Annotated in this window: 17 protein-coding genes; 16 read left to right on the forward strand and 1 reads right to left on the reverse strand. The window is 71.1% G+C overall.

The window, feature by feature from the left end:
* The 12 genes from ACS5PV_RS06860 to leuD all read left to right on the forward strand — a co-directional run bounded on the left by ACS5PV_RS06860 (nt 1) and on the right by leuD (nt 13,980).
* Nucleotides 1-873: a branched-chain amino acid ABC transporter permease gene (locus ACS5PV_RS06860; RefSeq protein ID WP_455394595.1), complete on the forward strand. Its 873-nt coding sequence runs from the start codon at nt 1-3 to the stop codon at nt 871-873.
* On the forward strand, nt 870-1,832 hold the full coding sequence (locus ACS5PV_RS06865; RefSeq protein ID WP_455394596.1) for a branched-chain amino acid ABC transporter permease: 963 nt from the start codon (nt 870-872) through the stop codon (nt 1,830-1,832). The genes ACS5PV_RS06860 and ACS5PV_RS06865 overlap by 4 nt, the downstream gene beginning before the upstream one ends.
* A 5-nt stretch (nt 1,833-1,837) precedes the next feature.
* The gene (locus tag ACS5PV_RS06870; protein WP_455394597.1) at nt 1,838-2,599 is read left to right on the forward strand and encodes an ABC transporter ATP-binding protein; all 762 of its coding nucleotides are present in this window, start codon (nt 1,838-1,840) and stop codon (nt 2,597-2,599) included.
* Nucleotides 2,592-3,293, forward strand: a complete 702-nt coding sequence (locus ACS5PV_RS06875) for an ABC transporter ATP-binding protein (protein ID WP_455394598.1) — start codon at nt 2,592-2,594, stop codon at nt 3,291-3,293. Before ACS5PV_RS06870 ends, ACS5PV_RS06875 begins: the two co-directional genes overlap by 8 nt.
* A 3-nt stretch (nt 3,294-3,296) precedes the next feature.
* On the forward strand, nt 3,297-4,691 hold the full coding sequence (locus tag ACS5PV_RS06880; RefSeq protein WP_455394599.1) for an MmgE/PrpD family protein: 1,395 nt from the start codon (nt 3,297-3,299) through the stop codon (nt 4,689-4,691).
* Nucleotides 4,692-5,111: 420 nt separating this feature from the next.
* A complete protein-coding gene (locus tag ACS5PV_RS06885; RefSeq protein WP_455394600.1) occupies nt 5,112-5,978 on the forward strand; it encodes an isocitrate lyase/PEP mutase family protein in 867 nt (288 codons plus the stop codon).
* Nucleotides 5,975-7,660, forward strand: a complete 1,686-nt coding sequence (locus ACS5PV_RS06890; RefSeq protein WP_455394601.1) for a hydantoinase B/oxoprolinase family protein — start codon at nt 5,975-5,977, stop codon at nt 7,658-7,660. Before ACS5PV_RS06885 ends, ACS5PV_RS06890 begins: the two co-directional genes overlap by 4 nt.
* Entirely contained in the window at nt 7,657-9,723 is a 2,067-nt protein-coding gene (locus tag ACS5PV_RS06895) for a hydantoinase/oxoprolinase family protein (protein WP_455394602.1), read from the forward strand. Before ACS5PV_RS06890 ends, ACS5PV_RS06895 begins: the two co-directional genes overlap by 4 nt.
* Nucleotides 9,720-10,331 carry a cysteine hydrolase family protein gene (locus ACS5PV_RS06900; RefSeq protein ID WP_455394603.1) on the forward strand — a complete coding sequence of 204 codons (612 nt, stop codon included), beginning with the start codon at nt 9,720-9,722 and terminating at the stop codon, nt 10,329-10,331. Before ACS5PV_RS06895 ends, ACS5PV_RS06900 begins: the two co-directional genes overlap by 4 nt.
* Nucleotides 10,328-11,716, forward strand: a complete 1,389-nt coding sequence (locus tag ACS5PV_RS06905) for an FAD-dependent oxidoreductase (protein ID WP_455394604.1) — start codon at nt 10,328-10,330, stop codon at nt 11,714-11,716. Before ACS5PV_RS06900 ends, ACS5PV_RS06905 begins: the two co-directional genes overlap by 4 nt.
* 249 nt (nt 11,717-11,965) lie before the next feature.
* Nucleotides 11,966-13,372, forward strand: coding sequence for a 3-isopropylmalate dehydratase large subunit (leuC, locus tag ACS5PV_RS06910; RefSeq protein ID WP_455394605.1), 1,407 nt, complete (start codon nt 11,966-11,968; stop codon nt 13,370-13,372).
* Nucleotides 13,373-13,374: 2 nt separating this feature from the next.
* A complete protein-coding gene (gene leuD / locus ACS5PV_RS06915; protein ID WP_455394606.1) occupies nt 13,375-13,980 on the forward strand; it encodes a 3-isopropylmalate dehydratase small subunit in 606 nt (201 codons plus the stop codon).
* Between the two features lie 112 nt (nt 13,981-14,092).
* On the opposite strand, the gene ACS5PV_RS06920 is transcribed toward leuD, so the two are convergent.
* The gene (locus ACS5PV_RS06920) at nt 14,093-15,391 is read right to left on the reverse strand and encodes an OmpP1/FadL family transporter (RefSeq protein WP_455394607.1); all 1,299 of its coding nucleotides are present in this window, start codon (nt 15,389-15,391) and stop codon (nt 14,093-14,095) included.
* Nucleotides 15,392-15,778: 387 nt separating this feature from the next.
* On the opposite strand from ACS5PV_RS06920, the gene ACS5PV_RS06925 reads away from it, so the two are divergent.
* From ACS5PV_RS06925 to ACS5PV_RS06940, 4 genes are all read left to right on the forward strand, one after another.
* The gene (locus ACS5PV_RS06925; protein WP_455394608.1) at nt 15,779-16,663 is read left to right on the forward strand and encodes a fumarylacetoacetate hydrolase family protein; all 885 of its coding nucleotides are present in this window, start codon (nt 15,779-15,781) and stop codon (nt 16,661-16,663) included.
* A 56-nt stretch (nt 16,664-16,719) separates the two neighbouring features.
* Nucleotides 16,720-17,346: a response regulator gene (locus ACS5PV_RS06930; RefSeq protein WP_455394609.1), complete on the forward strand. Its 627-nt coding sequence runs from the start codon at nt 16,720-16,722 to the stop codon at nt 17,344-17,346.
* Between the two features lie 221 nt (nt 17,347-17,567).
* Nucleotides 17,568-17,933: a septal ring lytic transglycosylase RlpA family protein gene (locus ACS5PV_RS06935; RefSeq protein WP_455394610.1), complete on the forward strand. Its 366-nt coding sequence runs from the start codon at nt 17,568-17,570 to the stop codon at nt 17,931-17,933.
* A 413-nt stretch (nt 17,934-18,346) separates the two neighbouring features.
* Entirely contained in the window at nt 18,347-18,601 is a 255-nt protein-coding gene (locus tag ACS5PV_RS06940; RefSeq protein WP_455394611.1) for a hypothetical protein, read from the forward strand.
* The last annotated feature ends 44 nt before the right edge of the window (nt 18,602-18,645 follow it).

Below are 18,645 nucleotides of genomic sequence, written 5' to 3' on the forward strand. Positions count from 1 at the left end.
ATGTACGCGCCCCAGATCCTGATCGAGGCGGCCCTCAACGGCCTGATGACGGGGGCGGTCTACGCCCTCATCGCCCTCGGGCTGACCCTGGTCTACGGGGTGCTGCACATCATCAACTTCGCGCATGGGGCGCTTCTCACCGTCGCGATGTTCGCGGTCTGGGGTGCCTTCGCGCTGTTCCACCTCGATCCCTACCTCGCGATGCTCGGGATCGTGCCGCTGATGTTCGGTCTCGGCTACGGGCTGCAACGCTTCGTCATCGGGCCTGCGAGCCACGGCAGCGACAACAACGTGCTGCTCGTCACCCTCGGCCTGTCGATCGTGCTGGAGAACGCGCTGCTGGCAGCGTTCCGCTCCGACACCCGCGCCCTCGATTCCGATGCCGCGCTCCAGGTGGTCGAGGTCGGTCCGCTCCTCCTCTCGACGCCGCGGCTGATCGGATTTGCCGCCTCGCTCGCCGTCACGGGTCTCCTCTGGCTCGTCCTCAACCGCACCGACACCGGCCGGGCGATCCGGGCGGTGGCGCGGGAGAAGCTCGGTGCCCGCCTCGTCGGCATCGAGGTCGACCACGTCTACGCCGTCACCTTCGGCATCGGCTGCGCGTGCCTGGCCGTCGCCGCCTGCCTCTTGATGCCGACCTACTACGTCAACCCGCGCTCGGGTGCCGCCTTCGTGCTCGTCGCCTTCACCATCGTGGTGCTCGGCGGCATGGGGTCGATCGCAGGCGCGCTGGTCGGCGGGCTGATCATCGGCGTGGTCGAGAGCTTTTCGGGGCTCCTGCTCGGCGACAGCTTGGGCCAGATCGGCATCTTCCTGATCTTCATCCTGGTGCTGCTGGTGCGCCCGACCGGCCTGTTCGGAGCCCGCGCATGAGCGCCCGCGACCTCCTGCCCGTCATCCTCGCGCTCGCGGTGCTGGCCGCCCTGCCCTTCCTCGGCCTGTCGGGCAGCGTGCTCAACTTCCTCGTCACCACGCTCATCATCGCGCTCGCGGGCCTCGGCTGGAACGTGCTCGGCGGCTTCGGCGGCCAGTACTCCTTCGGCCACGCCGCCTTCTTCGGCACCGGGGCCTACGCCACCGCGATCCTGCAGATGAAGCTCGGCGTCAACGCCTGGGCGGCGCTCGGCGCCGGGATCGGTCTCGGTGCGCTGACCGGGCTCGCCATCGGCTACTTGAGCTTCCGGGCGGGCCTGCGCGGCTCCTACTTCGCCCTCGTGACGCTCGCCTTCGCCGAGGTCTTCCGCATCCTGGCGAATTCCGCCGACTTCACCGGGGGGGCCGCCGGCCTGCTCCTGCCGCTGCGGCCCGGTTTCGCGACCCTGCAATTCGCCGACCGCCGGTTCTTCTATCTCCTCGTCCTCGGCTTCGTCGGCCTGGCGCTGCTGGCGTCCCGCTGGCTTGAGCGCTCGCGCTTCGGCGCCCACCTGATCGCCGTGCGCGAGAACGAGGAGGCGGCGCGCGCGCTCGGCGTCGACGCCCTCGCGGTCAAGCTTCGCGCCATCGCCCTCTCGGCGGCGATCACCGGGGCGGCGGGCGGGCTCTACGTGCAGTCCTTCCTCTACCTCGATGCGGGCGTGGCCTACGGCACCTGGATCTCGGTCGAGGCGCTGCTCGCCCCGATCGTCGGCGGCATCGGCACCGCCTTCGGGCCGCTCGTCGGGGCGCTGGCGCTGCAAGGCCTCGGCGAGGTCACCAAGCACCTCGCCGGCGGCGTTCCGGGGGTCGATCTCGTGGTGTTCGGCGCCTGCCTGATCGCCGTCATCGCCTTCGCGCCGCAGGGGCTGCTCGGCCTGCGCCGCCGCCGTCGGCGAGCCGTCACGGTGGGAGCCTGATTCCGATGCTCGCCGTCGATTCCCTCACCAAGCGCTTCCAGGGCCTCGTCGCGGTCGACCGCGCCTCGCTTCACGTGCCGGCGGGCTCGATCACCGGGCTCATCGGCCCGAACGGGGCCGGCAAGACCACCCTGTTCGGGATGATCTCCGGCTTCCTGCCCCCCAGCGGGGGGACCGTGCTGTTCGACGGCGTCGACGTGACGGCGGAGGCGCCGCACCTGCGGGCGCGCCGCGGCATCGCCCGCACCTTCCAGATCGTCCAGCCCTTCGCCGGTCTTACGGTCGCCGAGAACATCGCCGTCGGTGCCTACCTGCGCCACCCGCGCCGGGCGGATGCGGTGGAAAAGGCCCGCGAGGTCGGAACCCGGGTGGGCTTGCGCGACCAGCTCGACAAGCCGGCCGCCGACCTGACCGTGGCCGGGCGCAAGCGCCTGGAGGTGGCCCGCGCGCTCGCCACCGAGCCGCGCCTCCTCCTCCTCGACGAGGTGCTGGCGGGCCTCAACCCGTCCGAGATCCGCGACATCCTGCCGGTGGTGCGCGCGATCCGCGACGGCGGCGTCACCATCCTGATGATCGAGCACATCATGCAGGCGGTGATGACCCTGTGCGAGGAGGTCTTCGTCCTGGCGCAAGGAAAGATGATCGCATCCGGCCCGCCCCGCCAGGTTTGTGCCGACCCGGGGGTGATCGAGGCCTATCTCGGCAAGGGCGCGGCCGCCCGCATGAAGACCCAGGAATCCCTCAACGGTGAAGCGGTCGATGCTTGAGGTCGAAAGCCTTCGCGCCGGCTACGGCGCCACCGAGGTGCTGCGCGGCCTCGATCTCTGCGTGCGTCCGGGCGAGATCGTCGCGGTGCTCGGCGCCAACGGCGTCGGCAAGACGACGCTGAACAAGGTCCTGTCCGGCGTCGTCTCGGCGCGCGCCGGCGCGATCCGCTTCGACGGCAAGCCGATCACCACGGCCTCGGCGTCGGCGATCGTCGAGGCCGGTCTGATCCACGTACCGGAAGGCCGCAAGATCTTCCCGAACCTCAGCGTGCGCGAGAACCTGGTGCTCGGCAGCTACCGCCGCGGCCGGGCGCGGCGATCCGAGAACATCGAGCGGGTCTTCTCGACCTTCCCGCGCCTGCGCGAGCGGGCGGCCCAGGCCGCCGGCACCCTCTCGGGCGGCGAGCAGCAGATGCTCGCGATCGGCCGCGGCCTGATGGCCGAGCCGCGCCTGCTGATCCTCGACGAGCCCTCGCTCGGGCTCTCGCCGCTCCTCGTCGAGGAGATGTTCGCCCTCATGCGCAACCTCAACAACGAAGGACTGCCGATCATGCTGGTGGAGCAGAACGTGGTGCAGTCGCTCGATCTCGCGACCCGCGCCTACATCCTGGAGAACGGCACCGTCGCGCTGTCGGGCGATGCCGCGACGCTTGCCGCCGACCCGGCCCTGCGCCGGGCCTATCTGGGGCTCTAGGCGATGGGCATCGTCACCCCCGGCATCGTCCCGGCGACCACGCTGCTCGCCGAGCCCGTTCCCGCCTGGCTCGACCGCTGGACCGCCTTCGCGGCCGATCTCCGGTTCGCCGACCTCCCCGAGGCGGCGATCGACCGCGCCCGCCTCGTCCTGCTCGATTCCCTCGGCGTCATCGCCGCCGGGATGCGCGAGCCCGAATGCCGGGCGCTGGCCGAACGCCTCGCCGCCCGCCACCGGGGCGAGGCGCCGGCGATCGGCAGCGGCTTGTCGCTCGATCCCCGCGACGCCGCCCTCGTCAACGGGGCTGCCGGCACGACGCTGGAGCTCGACGAGGGCAACCAGTACGCCCGCGGCCACCCGGCGATCCACGTCGTCCCGGCCGTTCTGGCCGCAGCGCAGGAGGCCGGTGCGTCCGGCGCCGAGACGATCGCGGCCCTCGTCCTCGGCTACGAGATCGGCGCGCGGATCGGCATCGCCTCGAAACTGCGGGTGACGATGCACCCGCACGGCACCTGGGGCACGGTGGGGGCGGCGCTCGCCGTCGCGAAGATCTTCCGCGCCGATGCGGCGATGATCGGCCGGACGATCGGGCTCGCCTCGTCCTTCGGTCTCAGCACCAGCCGGCGCACGATGCTGGAGGGGGCGACCGTCCGCAACACCTATGCGGGCTTCTCCAACCAGCTCGGGCTCACCGCCTGGGATCTCGCAGCGAGCGGCTTCCTGCCGGAGCGCGACGGGATCGGCGTCGTCTATGGCGGCATCCTCGCCGACGATTTCTCGACGGACGCGATGGTCGAGGACCTGGGCACCCGCTGGGAGATCGCCCGCAACTACTTCAAGCGCCACGCCGCCTGCCGCTACACCCACGGCGCCCTCGACGCCCTGGCGCAGATCCGCGCCGAATCCGGCCCGCTCGATCCGGATTCCGTGCGCTCGGTCGAGGTCGCGACCTATGTCTGGGCAGCGCAGCTCGACCACCCGGCCCCCGAGACGATGCTGGCGGCGAAGTTCTCCCTGCCCTTCGCCCTGGCGGCGGCGCTGGTGCGGGGCGAGGCCGACACCGACGCGTTCCGGGCCGAGGCGCGGGCCGACCGGCGCATCCTGGCGCTGGCCCGCCGGGTGATGGTGCAGGAGGATCCCGCCATGACCGCGCAGCTGCCGGGTCTTCGGCCGGCCAAGGTCACGCTGACGCTGGCCGACGGCCGCAAGCTCTCAGCCCAGGCGCTGACCAACCGCGGCGACACCGAGGACCCGTACTCGGCCGACGACGTGCGGGAGAAGTTTCGCGCGCTCGCCGGGCCGGTCTGGGGGGCGGAGCGGAGCGAGGCGATCGTCGCCGCGGTGGCGGGGATCGACCGGGCGGTGGGGGTCGGGGAGTTGCTAGGGCTGGTGGCGTGAAGTCCGCTTAGCAAGCCCTCTTCATGACTGTCGATAATACGAGACAAAACATCTAAAAAACTTCAAGCAAATCAAAGATCAAGCCCAGTCATTCAATAGAAAAGCACAGGATTTCTCCTCTCCCCGCGGGCGGGGAGAGGGCTGTGTCTCCGTTCAGGAGACGCAGCAAGCGCAGGCGAAGCCGAAGCGAGGGTGAGGGGGTCTCGACGAGTGAGACTCCTCCGGCACCACCCCCTCACCCTCGGCTGCCGCCTCGCTGTGTTCCCTGAACGGGAACACAGCCCTCTCCCCGCGAGAAGTCGGGCAAGCCCGACTTCGTCCCTCGCTTGGAGATCCCGGGCAGGCCCGGGACCTCGCGGGGAGAGGAGAAATGCGCACCAAAGCCAATGCGATGAAACCGAACGAGGAACACCCCGCGTCATGTCCCTGAAGTCCCGTCTCGCCGAGGACCGCGTCCTCGTCGCTCCGGGCGTCTACGACGCCCTCACGGCCTCGATCGCCACGGATGCGGGCTTCGAGGCCCTGTACCTCTCGGGTGCCGCCATCGCCTATACGCGGCTCGGCCGTCCCGATATCGGCCTCGTCTCGATGAACGAGGTCGCCGAGACCGTGGCCCTGGTGCGCGACCGGGTGGCGACGCCCCTCGTGGTCGATGCCGACAACGGCTACGGCAACGCGCTCAACGTCGAGCGCACCGTGCGGCTGTTCGAGCGCGCCGGCGCCAGCGCGATCCAGCTCGAGGACCAGAGCTACCCGAAGCGCTGCGGCCACCTTCAGGACAAGACGCTGATCGGCCAAGGCGACATGGTCGGCAAGATCCGCGCGGCGCTCGACGCGCGGTCGAGCGCCGAGACCCTGATCGTCGCCCGCACCGATGCGGTCGCCGTCGAGGGCTTCGAGCGCGCGATCGAGCGGGCCCGGGCCTACGCGGAGGCCGGCGCCGACGTGCTGTTCGTCGAGGCGCCTCGCTCGGCCAGCCAGCTCGCCGCGGTGACGAAGGCGCTCGGTACCCAGCGCCCGCTGGTGGCCAACATGGTCGAGGGCGGCGACACCCCACTCGCCTCGGCGGCCGATCTCGGAGCTTTGGGTTTCCGCCTGGTGATCTTCCCCGGCGGCATCGTGCGGGCGCTCGCCCGCACCGCGAAGGATTACTACGGCTCGCTCGCCAAGGCCGGCACCAACGCCCCCTTCTCCGACCGGATGTTCGATTTCGGCGAGTTGAATGCCCTGATCGGCACGCCTGAAATGCTGGCCCGCGGCCGCGCCTACGAGGGAAGCGCCCAATGACCGCGATCGATCCCGTTACCCTGGCGGTGCTGAAGGGCCGCCTGGAGCAGATCGCCGACGAGATGGACGCGACGCTCTACCGCTCGGCCTTCAACCCGATCATCGCCGAGGCCCGCGACGCCTGCCACGGCCTCTACCACGCGACCACCGGCGACACCCTGGTCCAGGGCACCAAGGGCCTGCCGATCTTCGTCGGCGCGATGGCTTTCGCGGTGAAGGCCGTGATCGCCAAGGTCGAGCGCGAGGGGGGCCTTGAGCCCGGCGACACCTTCCTGTTCAACGATCCCTATAGCGGCGGCACCCACCTCAACGACTTCCGGCTGGTGCGGCCGGTCTTCCGCGACGGGCACCTGTTCTGCTGGCTCGCCTCGGTCGGCCACTGGCTCGACATCGGCGGCAACGTGCCGGGCGGCTATAATCCTAAAGCAACCGAGAGCTTCCAGGAGGGCGTGCGCTTCCCGGCCGTCAAGCTCTTCTCCGCCGGGCGCCTGAACCAGGACATCGTCGACATCCTGGCCGCCAACACCCGCGTCCCGACCTCGAACTGGGGCGACCTCAACGGCCAGCTCAACGCCCTCGACCTCGGCGAGCGCCGCTTCACCGCGCTCCTCGACGAGTACGGCGATGCCACGGTGGACGCCGCCTTCGCGGCCTTCTCCGACCGGGCCGAGGCCCTGATGCGCGCCGCGATCCGGGCGCTGCCGGACGGCCGCTACGGCTTCGAGGACGTGCTCGACAACGACGGCATCACCGACGAACCGCTGACCATCGCCCTCGACCTGACGATCGACGGCGACCGGATGGTCCTCGACTTCTCGCGCTCGTCGGCGCCGGCGCAGGGGCCGATCAACATCTCGCACGCGACGACCGTGGCGGCCTGCTACGTCGCCTTGAAGCACGTCTTCACCGAGGTGCCGGCCAATGCCGGCTGCCTGCGGCCAATCACCTTCACGGTGCCGGAGACGACGCTGCTCGGCGCCGGCGCCCCGAAGCCGATGGCCGGCTACACCGAGACGATCCTGCGGCTGATCGGCGTGGTGCTCGGGGCGCTGGCCGAGGCCGATCCTGCGCGCGCGACCGCCGCGCCCTTCGGCACCATCAACGCGCTCTCGCTCGCCGGCCACCGGGCGGACGGCTCGCGCTGGGTGATGTTCTCGTTCTTCGGCGGGGGCTTGGGCGGCAACCCCGAAACCGATGGCCTCAGCCACGCCAACAACCCGATCTCGACCGCGACGATCCCGCCGGTCGAGATCCTGGAGGCCGCCTACCCTGTCGTCTTCACCCAGTGGGCCCTGCGGCCCGACAGCGCCGGGGCGGGCGCGCATCGCGGGGGCTTGGGCGCCGTCTACGAGATCGAGACCCTGACCGACGCCGACGTCTTCCTGCTCGGCGAGCGCGGCAAGGTGGCGCCGTTCGGCGTCGAGGGCGGCAAGCCGGCGGCGCTCAACCGCTTCGCCTGGCAGACACCCGATGGCTGGGCGAGCCCGCCGATGGTCTCGAAGGTGACGGATGTCCGCATCAGGGCCGGCGAGCGGGTGCGGCTCGAGACCCCCGGCGGCGGCGGCTTCGGCCACCCGGCCGAGCGGAACCGCGAGGCCGTGCATCGCGACCTGCGCCTCGGCTACGTGACGCCGGAATCCGCCGCCCGCGACTACGCCCTGACGACCGGAGACGAGCAATGACCCCCCGCGCCATCGTCGGCGTCGATGTCGGCGGCACCTTCACCGACCTGTTCTACTACGACGAGGCCGCCGGCCGCTTCCAGACCGGCAAGGTCCCGTCGAACCGCGGCGACGAGGCGGTCGGCTTCCTTGCCGGGCTCAAGGGCTTCGGCCCGGTCGCAGGCCTCGCCTCGATCGTCCACGGCACGACGGTGGGCACCAACGCGCTCCTGGAGCGGAAAGGGGCCCGCATCGGCCTCATCACCACGCGCGGATTCCGCGACGTGCTGGAGATGCGTCGGCGCGACCGGCGCCACACCTGGGGCCTGTGGGGCGACTTCATCCCCGTGGTCGACCGCGACCTGCGGCTGGAGGTGGACGAGCGCACGCTTGCCGACGGCACGATCCGCGAGGCCGTGAATCCGGAGCAGGTGGCGCAGGCCGCCCGCGCGCTGCTGGCGAACGGAGCCGAGGCCCTGGCGATCTGCTTCGTCAACGCCTACGCCAACCCGGAGAACGAGCGGATCGCCATGGAGGCGGCCTCGGCCGTGTGGCCGAACGCCAATGTCGAGCGCTCGTCCGGCATCCTGCCGGAGATCCGCGAGTTCGAGCGCACCTCGACCACGGTGCTCAACGCCTATCTCCAGCCGGTGGTCGGCAGCTATCTCGGCAAGCTCGACCGGGCGCTCGAGTCGGAAGGGTTCGGGGGCCGGTTCCACATCGTGCAGTCGAATGGCGGCGTGATGTCGACCACCACCGCCCGGCGGCTGCCGGTCCGCACCGCCCTCTCCGGCCCGGCGGCCGGGGTGATCGCGGCCGCCGCCATCGCCAAGGAGGCCGGCTTCCCGAACGTGATCACGGGCGATCTCGGCGGCACCTCCTTCGACGTGTCGCTGGTGGTCGAGGGCGAGACAGCCCTCGCGGCCCAGACCACGATCGATTTCGGCCTCGTCATCCGCACGCCGATGATCGAGATCAGCACGATCGGTGCCGGCGGCGGATCGATCGCCCATGTCGATGCCGGCGGGCTGCTCCAGGTCGGGCCGGAGAGCGCCGGCTCGCGGCCGGGCCCGGTCTGCTACGGCCAGGGCAACACCCGCCCGACGCTGACCGACGCCAACGTGGTGCTCGGCCGCATCAACGCCGAGCGGCCGATCGGCGGCGCCTTGAAGCGCCTCGACGTCGAGGCGGCGAAGGCCGCCATCGCCGAGCACGTCGCCGAACCGCTCGGCCTCGACGTGATGGCGGCCGCCGAAGCGATCGTGCGCGTCGCCGACGGCAAGATGGCGGGTGCGATCCGCCTCGTCTCGATCGAGCGCGGCCACGACCCCCAGAAATTCGCCGCGGTGCCGTTCGGCGGCGGCGGCGCGCTGCATGTCGGGGCGCTCATCAAGGATGTGGGTCTGCGCGGCGCCCTGGTGCCGCGCTATCCCGGCGTCACCTCGGCGCTCGGCTGCGTCATCGCCGACATCCGGCACGATCAGGTCCAGACCCTCAACCTCTCGCTCGCCACCCTCGACGCCGCCGCCCTCGACCGGCGGATGGTGGCGGAAGCCGAGGCCGCCCGGCAGGTCGTCGAGGCCGCCGGCCTCACCGTCTCGCGGATCGACACGGTGTTCGAGCTCGACATGCACTATGTCGGCCAGACCCACACCGTGGCGGTTGCCTTGCCCGTCACGGTCGAAAACGGCACCACCGGCGTCACGCCGGCGGTGATCCAGGCGGCGTTCGAGGCGGCCTACCGCACCTCGTTCAGCCGGCTGCTGCCGGGCCTCGGCACCCGCATCGTCAACCTGCGCACCGCGGCGATCGGCCGGCGGCCCCACTTCGACCTCGCCGCCCTGGCGCCGGGACCCGACGCCTCGCTGGACGCCGCCCGCCTCGGCAGCCGGCCGGTCTGGTTCTCGGGCGCCTGGCACGAGGCCACCGTCTATGCCCGCCTGGCGCTGCCGGTCGGGGCCGAGATCCCGGGGCCTGCGATCCTCGAGCAGCCGGACGCCACCACCGTGGTCGATCCCGACCTGACCGCCCGGGTCGACCGGCTCGGCAACGTCGTGGTCACCCGCACGGGAGAGCCCGCATGAGCCACCCCCCGATCCCGATGGAACGCACCGCGCTCCTGATCTGCGACCTCCAGAACGACTTCCTGCACCCGGACGGCGCCTATGGCCGCGCCGGCCAGGCCGCGCCCGAGATCGCCGCGGTGCCGGGCCGCGTGCGGCCGCTCGCCGAGCTGATCCGGGCGCGGGGCGGGTTCATCGTCTCGACCCACTTCACGCTGGTGCCGGGCAAGGGCGGCGAGCCCTTGATCTCGCCCCACCTGCGCGAGCTGCGCCCGTTCTTGAAGCGCGGCGACTTTCTGCCCGGCGCTTGGGGCCACGCCCTGGTGGACGAGTTGCAGCCCGCCGACCTCTCGGTCGAGAAGGTCGCCTACTCGGCCTTCTACATGACCCGGCTCGAATGGGTCCTGCGCAAGGCGGGGATCGAGCGGCTGATCGTGTCGGGCATCGTCACCAATGGCGGCGTCGCCTCGACGGTGCGCGACGCCCACGTGCGCGACTTCTCCGTCACCGTCCTGTCGGATGGCTGCGCCGCCTTCTCGCCGTCCGTGCACCAGACCGCGATCGAGGCGCTCAAACCCGTCTGCCGGGTGGCGCAGGTCGGCGAGATCGTCCGGGAGCTGTCGGCATGAGGGTCGAGCCCGCCGCCGCCTTCGACATCGAGGTTCCGGTCGCGGTGATCGGCGCCGGGGCCGCCGGACTGGTGGCAGCACTCGCCGCCCACGAGGCCGGAGCCGAGGTGCTGGTGGTCGAGCGCGACCCCGTGCCCCGCGGCTCGACCGCGCTCTCGGCCGGTCTGGTCCCGGCGCCCGGGACCCGCTGGCAGCGCGAGGCCCGGGTCGAGGACAGCCCCGCCCTGTTCTCCGCCGACATCATGGCGAAGGCCAAGAACGAGCCCGATCCCGCCCTCGTCGCGCGCCTTGCCGGCGCCGTCGGTCCGGCCCTCGAATGGCTGAGCGACCGCCACGGCCTGCCGTTCTCGGTCATCACCGATTTCCGCTATCCGGGCCATTCGGCCCACCGCATGCACGGCCTGCCGAGCCGGTCCGGCGAGGAACTGGTCGACCGCCTGGCGCGGGCGGTGGAAGATTCCGGCATCCCGGTCCTGTGCGAGGCGACCGTCGACACGCTCTACACCGAGGCCGGGGCGATCCGGGGCATCTGCCTCGTGCGCCCCGACGGCTCGCGCGAGCGCGTCGCCTGCCGGGCGCTGGTGCTCGCCTGCAACGGCTACGGTGGCAACAAGGCGCTGGTGGCCGAGCACGTGCCGGAACTGTCCGGCGCGCTGTATTTCGGCCACGAGGGCAACCAGGGCGACGCGCTTCGGTGGGGCGAGGCGCTCGGCGCGGCGACCCGCCACCTCTCGGGCCACCAGGGCCACGGCTCGGTGGCGCATCCGCACGGCATCCTGATCACCTGGGCCACGATCACCGAGGGCGGGTTCCAGGTGAACGCGGACGGGCGGCGCTTCTCGGACGAGAGCCGCGGCTATTCCGAGCAGGCGGCGGAGGTGCTGCGCCAGCCCGGCGGCACGGCGGTCACGGTGTTCGACGCGCGCATCGCCGGGATCGCCCGCCAGTTCGAGGATTTTCGCCGGGCCGAGAGCGCCGGGGCGATCGTCGAGGGCGACACGATGGCGGAACTCGCGGCGCGGCTGCACCTGCCGGCGGACGCCCTCTCCGCCACCCTCGCCGAGGTCGAGGCCCTGAAGCGCGAGGCTGGGCGCGACGGGTTCGGGCGCGCCTTCGCGGGCGTGCCGGCGCTGGTGGCGCCCTACCGGGCGGTGCGGGTGACCGGGGCCCTGTTCCACACGCAGGGCGGCCTCGTGGTCGATGACGACGCGCGGGTGCTCACGGTCGGCGGCGCGCCGATCCCGAACCTGTTCGCAGCGGGCGGTGCCGCCTGCGGCGTATCGGGAACGGGGCCTGGCGGGTACCTGTCGGGCAACGGGCTGCTCGCGGCGGTGGCTTTGGGCCGCATCGCCGGCCAGGCGGCGGGGGCGATGGGGGTGCGTTAGCGCCTGTCGCCCACCATTTACGACATCCTCCCCCTTTCCCGGACGACTGCAGCGAAACGGAAGGAGATCCGGGATCCAGCACAAGGAATGGCCGCGAAGCGGCTCTGCATCCTGCACCGTTGCAGACATGAGGACGCTTCGCGACTTTTCATGCTGGATCCCGGATCTCCTTCCACTTCGTTCCAGTCGTCCGGGAAAGGGGCGGAGTTCGTCATTTCGAGTTCCAGAACAAGACACGGAGGACGCCCGATGACCTCGCCACCCCGCACCCTCCTCGACAAGGTCTGGGACGCCCACGTCATGGCGACGCGCCCCGACGGGCAGGCGCTGCTGGCCATCGACCGGCACCTCCTGCACGAGGGCTCGTTCCACGCCTTCGGCATGCTCGACCATGCCGGCCGGGTAATCCGTCGCCCGGACCTGACCTTCGCGGTCGCCGACCACTACGTCCCCTCCCGCGACCGCGCCGGCCCGATCCCCGACCCCGAGATCGCCAACATGGTCTCGACGCTCGCCGACAATGCCGGCCGTCACGGCATCCGGCATTTCGGCCTGGATGATCGCGCCCAGGGCATCGTCCACGTGCTGGCGCCCGAGCAGGGCCTGACGCTGCCGGGCCTCACGATCGTCTGCGGCGATTCCCACACCTCGACCCACGGCGCCTTCGGGGCGCTCGGCTTCGGCATCGGCGCGACGGAAGTGGCCCACGTGCTCGCCACGCAGGCCCTGTGGCAGCGCCGGCCCAAAACCCTGCGGGTCGGGATCGACGGCGTGCTCGGCCCCCACGTCACCGCCAAGGACGTGATCCTGGCGATCATCGCGGAGATCGGCGCCGGCGGCGCGGTCGGGCACGTGCTCGAATATGCCGGCAGCGCGATCCGCGGGCTGTCGATGGAGGGCCGGCTCACCATCTGCAACATGTCGATCGAAGCCGGCGCCCGCGCCGGGATGATCGCGCCGGACGACACCACCTTCGCGTTCCTGGAAAACCGCGCCTACGCGCCGAAGGGCGCTCTGTTCGAGGAGGCGGTCGCCGCCTGGCGGCGTCTGCCGAGCGATGAGGGCGCCCGGTTCGACCGCGAGGTGACGCTCGATGCCGGTACAATCGCCCCGACCGTGACCTGGGGCACCAGCCCCGAGACCGCGCTTCCCGTCACCGCGACGGTGCCCGATCCGGGCGCGGAGTCTGACGCCACCAAGGCCGGGCAGATGCGGGCGATGCTCGACTATATGGGCCTCACCCCCGGCACGCCGCTCGAAGCGGTCGCGATCGACCGGGTATTCATCGGCTCCTGCACCAATTCCCGCATCGAGGATTTGCGCGCCGCGGCCGGCGTGCTGCGCGGGCAGAAGGCGGCGGTGCCGGGCCTGGTCGTGCCGGGCTCCGGCCCGGTGCGACGCCAGGCGGAGGCCGAGGGGCTCGACCGGGTGTTTCGCGACGCCGGCCTCGAATGGGGCGAGCCGGGCTGCTCGATGTGCGTCGGCATCAACGGCGACCTCGTGCCGGCGGGCGAGCGCTGCGCCTCGACCACCAACCGCAACTTCCCCGGCCGCCAGGGCCCGAACGCCCGCACCCACCTGATGAGCCCGGCGATGGCCGCCGCCGCCGCCGTCACCGGCCGCCTCACCGACATCCGCCGGCTCGGGACACGCTGATCATGCAGCCCTTCACCACGCTTCAGGCCGTCGCGGTGCCGCTCGAGGCGGCCAACATCGACACCGACCAGATCCTGCCGGCCCGCTTCCTGAAGAAGCCGCGCAGCGCCGGCTACGGCAACTTCCTGTTCCACGACGAGCGCCGCCGCGGCGAGGCGGTGCCCCTCGACGCGGCGCCTTACGCCGGTGCCGGCATCCTGGTGGCCGACCGCAACTTCGGCTGCGGCTCGTCGCGCGAGGGTGCGGTCTACGCGCTCGTCGACGGCGGCATCCGTTGCGTGATCGCCCCGAGCTTCGGCGACATCTTCGCCTCGAACGCGGCGAAGAACGGGCTCCTGACCGTGACCCTGCCCGAGGACGTCGTGGCGGGTCTGCGCGCGCGCCTCAAGACCGAGCCGGGCGCCCGCCTCACGGTCGACCTGCCGGCCCAGGCCGTGACCGATCCGGACGGGGCGGCGGTCCCGTTCGAGATCGACCCGTTCAAGAAGCGCTGCCTCGTCGAGGGTCTCGACGACGTGGCGCTGACCCTGGAGCACGCGGACGCCATCGCGGCCTGGGAGGCGCGGGCGGCGGACGAGGCGCCGTGGCGGGTGCCGGCGAGCCTGTGATCTCCCGCGCGCGCCGGCCGCCGCGGGCTCTCGAAAAGCTGTCCGTCCCCGGGCTTGCCGGGGACGGATGGTGGGAGTGCCGAATGCCGGAGGGCGACCGGCCCCGCTCGCCTCAGTACTTGCGCACCAGCGGCACCGGGATCGGCGCCGGGGCCGGCGGGTTGTCCCAACGGTACTTCAGGCCGACCGAGACGATGTCGGCGCTGGCGTCGGTGGTGCCCAGGAAGGCGAGCGGCGCGGTGTAGAGCGGCTCGCCCGGAACGATCGCGATCCGGTTGCGACCGCCCACCGAGAACAGGTGCTGGTAGGAGACGTCGAACTGGATCTTCTCGCTGTAGCGGTAGCTGGCGCCGACCGAGGCGAAGTAGCGGTCGCCGTCGGGCAGGCGGGTCGAGCGGTTCGAGATGTCGATCGGCGACTGCTCGTAGGCGAAGCCGAGGCGGCCGGTCCATTGCGGGGTGAAGTCGTACTCGGCACCGACCGAGTAGTAGAATCCGTTCTTGTAGTTCAGCGGCAGGGCCGTGACCGGCCGGCCGAGCGCCAGCGAAACGATCGCCGGCGAGCCGAGGCGGGTCCAGTTGTCCCACTCGAAGCCGAAGTTCAGCCGGAGGTCCCGGGTGATCGCCTGGGTCAGGCCGACCGAGACCTTCTCGGGGGTGTTGAGCGAGGAGCGGACCTGGCCGATGCCGAAGGCCGAGCCCTCGATCTGGTGGTTGATCGAGGAGCGGTAGCCGACGCCGACCGTGGTGCCCTCCGAGAGCCGCGCCACCACGCCGGCGGTGAAGCCCCAGCCCCAGTCGTCGCCCTTGAGGAAGGCGGTGTTCGCGCCGGGCGTGATGCCGGTCGCCTGGCGCAGCGTCAGCTTGAAGTATTCGAGCACCGGCCCGGCCGCGACCGACAGCCAGTCGTTGACCTTGTAGCCGATCACCGGGTTGAAGTTCAGCGAGAAGATCTTCGACGAGCGGCTGTAGGTCTGGCCGGCCCAGACCGGGTTCGGCTTGGTGATGAGGCCGAACGGCGCGGCGCCCGACAGGCCGATGAACAGCCGGTCGTTGATCTGGTAGTTCGAGTAGGTCGCCGGCAGCACCGCCGCCTGGCCGATATCGCCCGAGTTGCCGAGCCCGATCAGCGGCGGGAAGGTGCCGGTGGTCGGCGTGATCGTGGCCGAGGGCGCCACCAGGGTGGCGTTGAAGTCCGAGTTCCAGCCCGGCTTCATCGTGACGACGGCCGGGTTCCAGAACATCGACGACAGGCCGCCGGAGCCGGCGGCCGCGCCCGCGAAGGCGAGGCCCATCGCCTGGGCGCTCTGCTCGCGCAATCCGAACGCCGCCGCCTGCGCCGCCCCGTTGGCCCCCGCCAGCAGCATCAGCGATGCGCCGGCCAGCAGCGCCGCCCTCCTCGAACCCGTCATGACGTTACCCCAAACCCCGAAATTCCGTGCCGCGCGGCTTCAAGAACGCCCACAGCTTGAGCGGGATGATGCGGCAGCAGGCAGCGATCGCGCAATCCCGGGAGCGCGGACCGGCTTGCTCGATTCGTCTTGCAGGCAATCGCTAAAGTCTCGCCGAAGACCGTAAGCTTACAATCCAGACAAGAATTTCCCGTCGATTTTCCAACCCGTGCCCGTACAGGCAAAGACCTGTCGGAACATTCCCGCCCGCCGCGCCGACACGGTTTCGCCCCAGATGTGACGAAACTGCAACGGGCGAAGCCGCCCTCCGCCGGGCCCGCCGGCTTGCGGCGGCCCGGCGCCAGCGCCAATGTCCCGGCCCGCGTGGATCAGTTAGGGAGACGACCGATGAAGCTTGTGCGCTGGGGCGAGAGCGGGGCGGAGAAGCCGGGCCTCGTCGATCAGGGCGGCGCGATCCGCGACCTGTCGGGCGTGATCCGCGACGTCGCCGGACCGTTCCTCGCCGCCGACACGATCCAGAACCTGCGCGGGATCGACCCCGCGACGCTGCCCGAGGTGCCGGCCGGCACGCGGCTGGGGCCCTGCGTCGGCCACGTTCGCAACTTCATCGCCATCGGCCTCAACTACGCCGACCACGCCGCCGAGACCGGCGCGGCGATTCCCGCCGAGCCGATCCTGTTCAACAAGGCGCCGTCCTGCATCGTCGGCCCGAACGACGACGTGATCCTGCCCAAGGGCTCGTCCAAGACCGACTGGGAGGTCGAGCTCGCCATCGTGATCGGCAAGCGCGCGTCCTACGTCCACGCCAACGAGGCGCTCGACTACGTCGCCGGCTACTGCGTCTGCCACGACGTGTCCGAGCGCGAGTTCCAGCTCGAGCGCGGCGGCACCTGGACCAAGGGCAAGGGCTGCCCGACCTTCGGCCCGCTCGGGCCGTGGCTCGTCACCCCGGACGAGATCGCCGACGTGCAGGATCTCGGGATGTGGCTCGACGTGAACGGCGAGCGGATGCAGACCGGCTCGACCCGCACGATGATCTTCGACTGCCGGCAGATCGTCTCCTACCTGTCGCACTTCATGCTGCTGGAGCCCGGCGACGTCATCACCACCGGCACGCCGCCCGGCGTCGGCATGGGGATGAAGCCCGCCCGCTTCCTGAAGGCGGGCGACGTCGTCACCCTCGGCATCGAGGGCTTGGGCGAGCAGCGCCAGACGGTCGTCGCCTTCGACGACTGGACCGCCAAGGTGGCGGCCGGCCAGCCGACCAACTGAATTCCGACGGCCCGCGGGCGATGTGTCCCGCGGGCCGCCCACCCGGAGGCGAATTGATGGACGTGCTGGTCGTCGACGATCACCCGATCGTGCTGCAGGCCTGCCGCCGGGTGCTGGAGGATGCCGGCGTCGGCACCGTGCACGAGGCGACCGGCATCGCCGCCGGCTACCGGCGCTTCCGCCGCCATCGACCCGACCTCGTGGTCGCCGACCTGACCTTCCAGGGCGCGTCGTTGAGCGGCCTGGCGCTGATCCGGCGGATCCGCGCGGTCGCCCCGGACACCCGCATCCTGGTCTTCAGCATGCACGACGACCCCGAGATCGCCGTTCGCGCCCTTGAGAGCGGTGCGGCCGGCTACGTGCTGAAGGACACCGCCTCTTCGGAGCTGCACCGGGCGCTCGTGCGGGTGCGGGACGGCGGCACCTACGTCGCGCCCTCGCTCGCCGCCGAGGTCGACCGCCTGCGGCGCGAGGCGCCGGCCGCCCCTCCCCTCACCCCGCGCGAGCGGCAGATCCTGGCCCTTCTCGGCGCCGGGCGCGCGCACGGGGCGATCGCCGAGGAGCTGGGCCTGAGCTACAAGACCATCGCCAATGCCTGCACGCAGCTGCGCCGCAAGCTCGGCGCCCGCACCCTCGCCGACCTGATCCGCATCGCCCTGCGCGAGGCATCGCGAAATCCCTGATCCCGGGCCTCGTCGAACCTTGGCCGCACCGTGGCACCGGCGCCGCACGACGCGCCCGCCGGTCTTCCTTGCGAAGACAGTTAACCGATGTAAACCACGCCACCCGGCAAAACAATCAATCCCGAGTATACGCCAGCATATCTTTATTTGTATTGTTCCATAATGTCGCCTCGTTCTGTTTTATGTTGCGCCGCGTCAAGCAACAAGAACGGGAATGCGAAATGGTTTCGAAGGCAAAGCTGGCGATCCTCGGCCTTGCAGCAGCGGGTGCCGTCGGAGTGACGTTACAAGCCAGCACGCCCGCCGAAGCCCAATCCGGTGCCGCCTCCTGGTACGGCCCCGGATTTCAGGGCCGGCGCACTGCGAATGGCGAGCGCTTCAACACGCACGCCTTCACGGCGGCTCATCGCCGCCTCCCCTTCGGCACCCGGATCCGGGTCACCAACACCTCGAACGGCCGCTCGGTGGTGGTGCGCATCAACGATCGCGGTCCCTATGTCGGCGGCCGGGTGATCGACCTGTCCCAGGCCTCCGCCCGGGCGATCGGCATCGCGGGCGTGGCCCGCGTGCGCCTCAGCCGCCTCTGAGCGGCGTCGCCCTCGCCTCTGTTCCGCGGTCGCGGCGACGTGATTTCCGGCTCGCCGCGATCCTCCGCGGCGATTCGATCTCCGGACGAAATCTTCCGGAAACAGTCTGCGACCAAGACGATGCGTGACCCGCTCAGTCCCGACGCCGCCTCGTCTTGGCGGCGGCGAAGTTCGGGGCGGGTCGATCGGTCCGGGCGGCAGTCGAGGGCGGGCGTTCCGGCGCCGGCCGCGGCGCTCGCTCAAGGTCAGGCCCCGGATTCGACCGCGGCGGGCACTTCTCCACAGCCAAGGCTGCAAGGAGCGCGCACGTGGCCGAAATGGTTCGAGGTATCACCCCATTGCTGCCGGGATCGTCGGGCAGGCTGCCGCCTTCCCACGAACCCGCCTTCCACACCCCCTCTCGGAGAGACGTCGTGCTCCTGCGCTCCACCCTCATCCTCGTCCTCACCACGGGCTCGGCCCTGGCCCAGCCCGTGGCGGCCCAGTCGGCGATGGTCGACCGCGCGGTGCTCAAGCAGTACTGCACCGGTGACTACCTGACCTATTGCGGCAACCTCTCGCCGGACGGCCCCGAGGTCCAGGCCTGCTTCCGCCACAACAAGTCCAAGCTGTCTCCGGACTGCCAGGCCGCGATCACGAGCTACATGAAGGCGCAGCGCAAGGGCTGAGGGCGGCATCCCCGCGGGGGCGGCCGGTCCGTCCGTCGCCGCGC

The sequence above is a fragment of the Methylobacterium sp. Gmos1 genome (genome assembly GCF_053764715.1).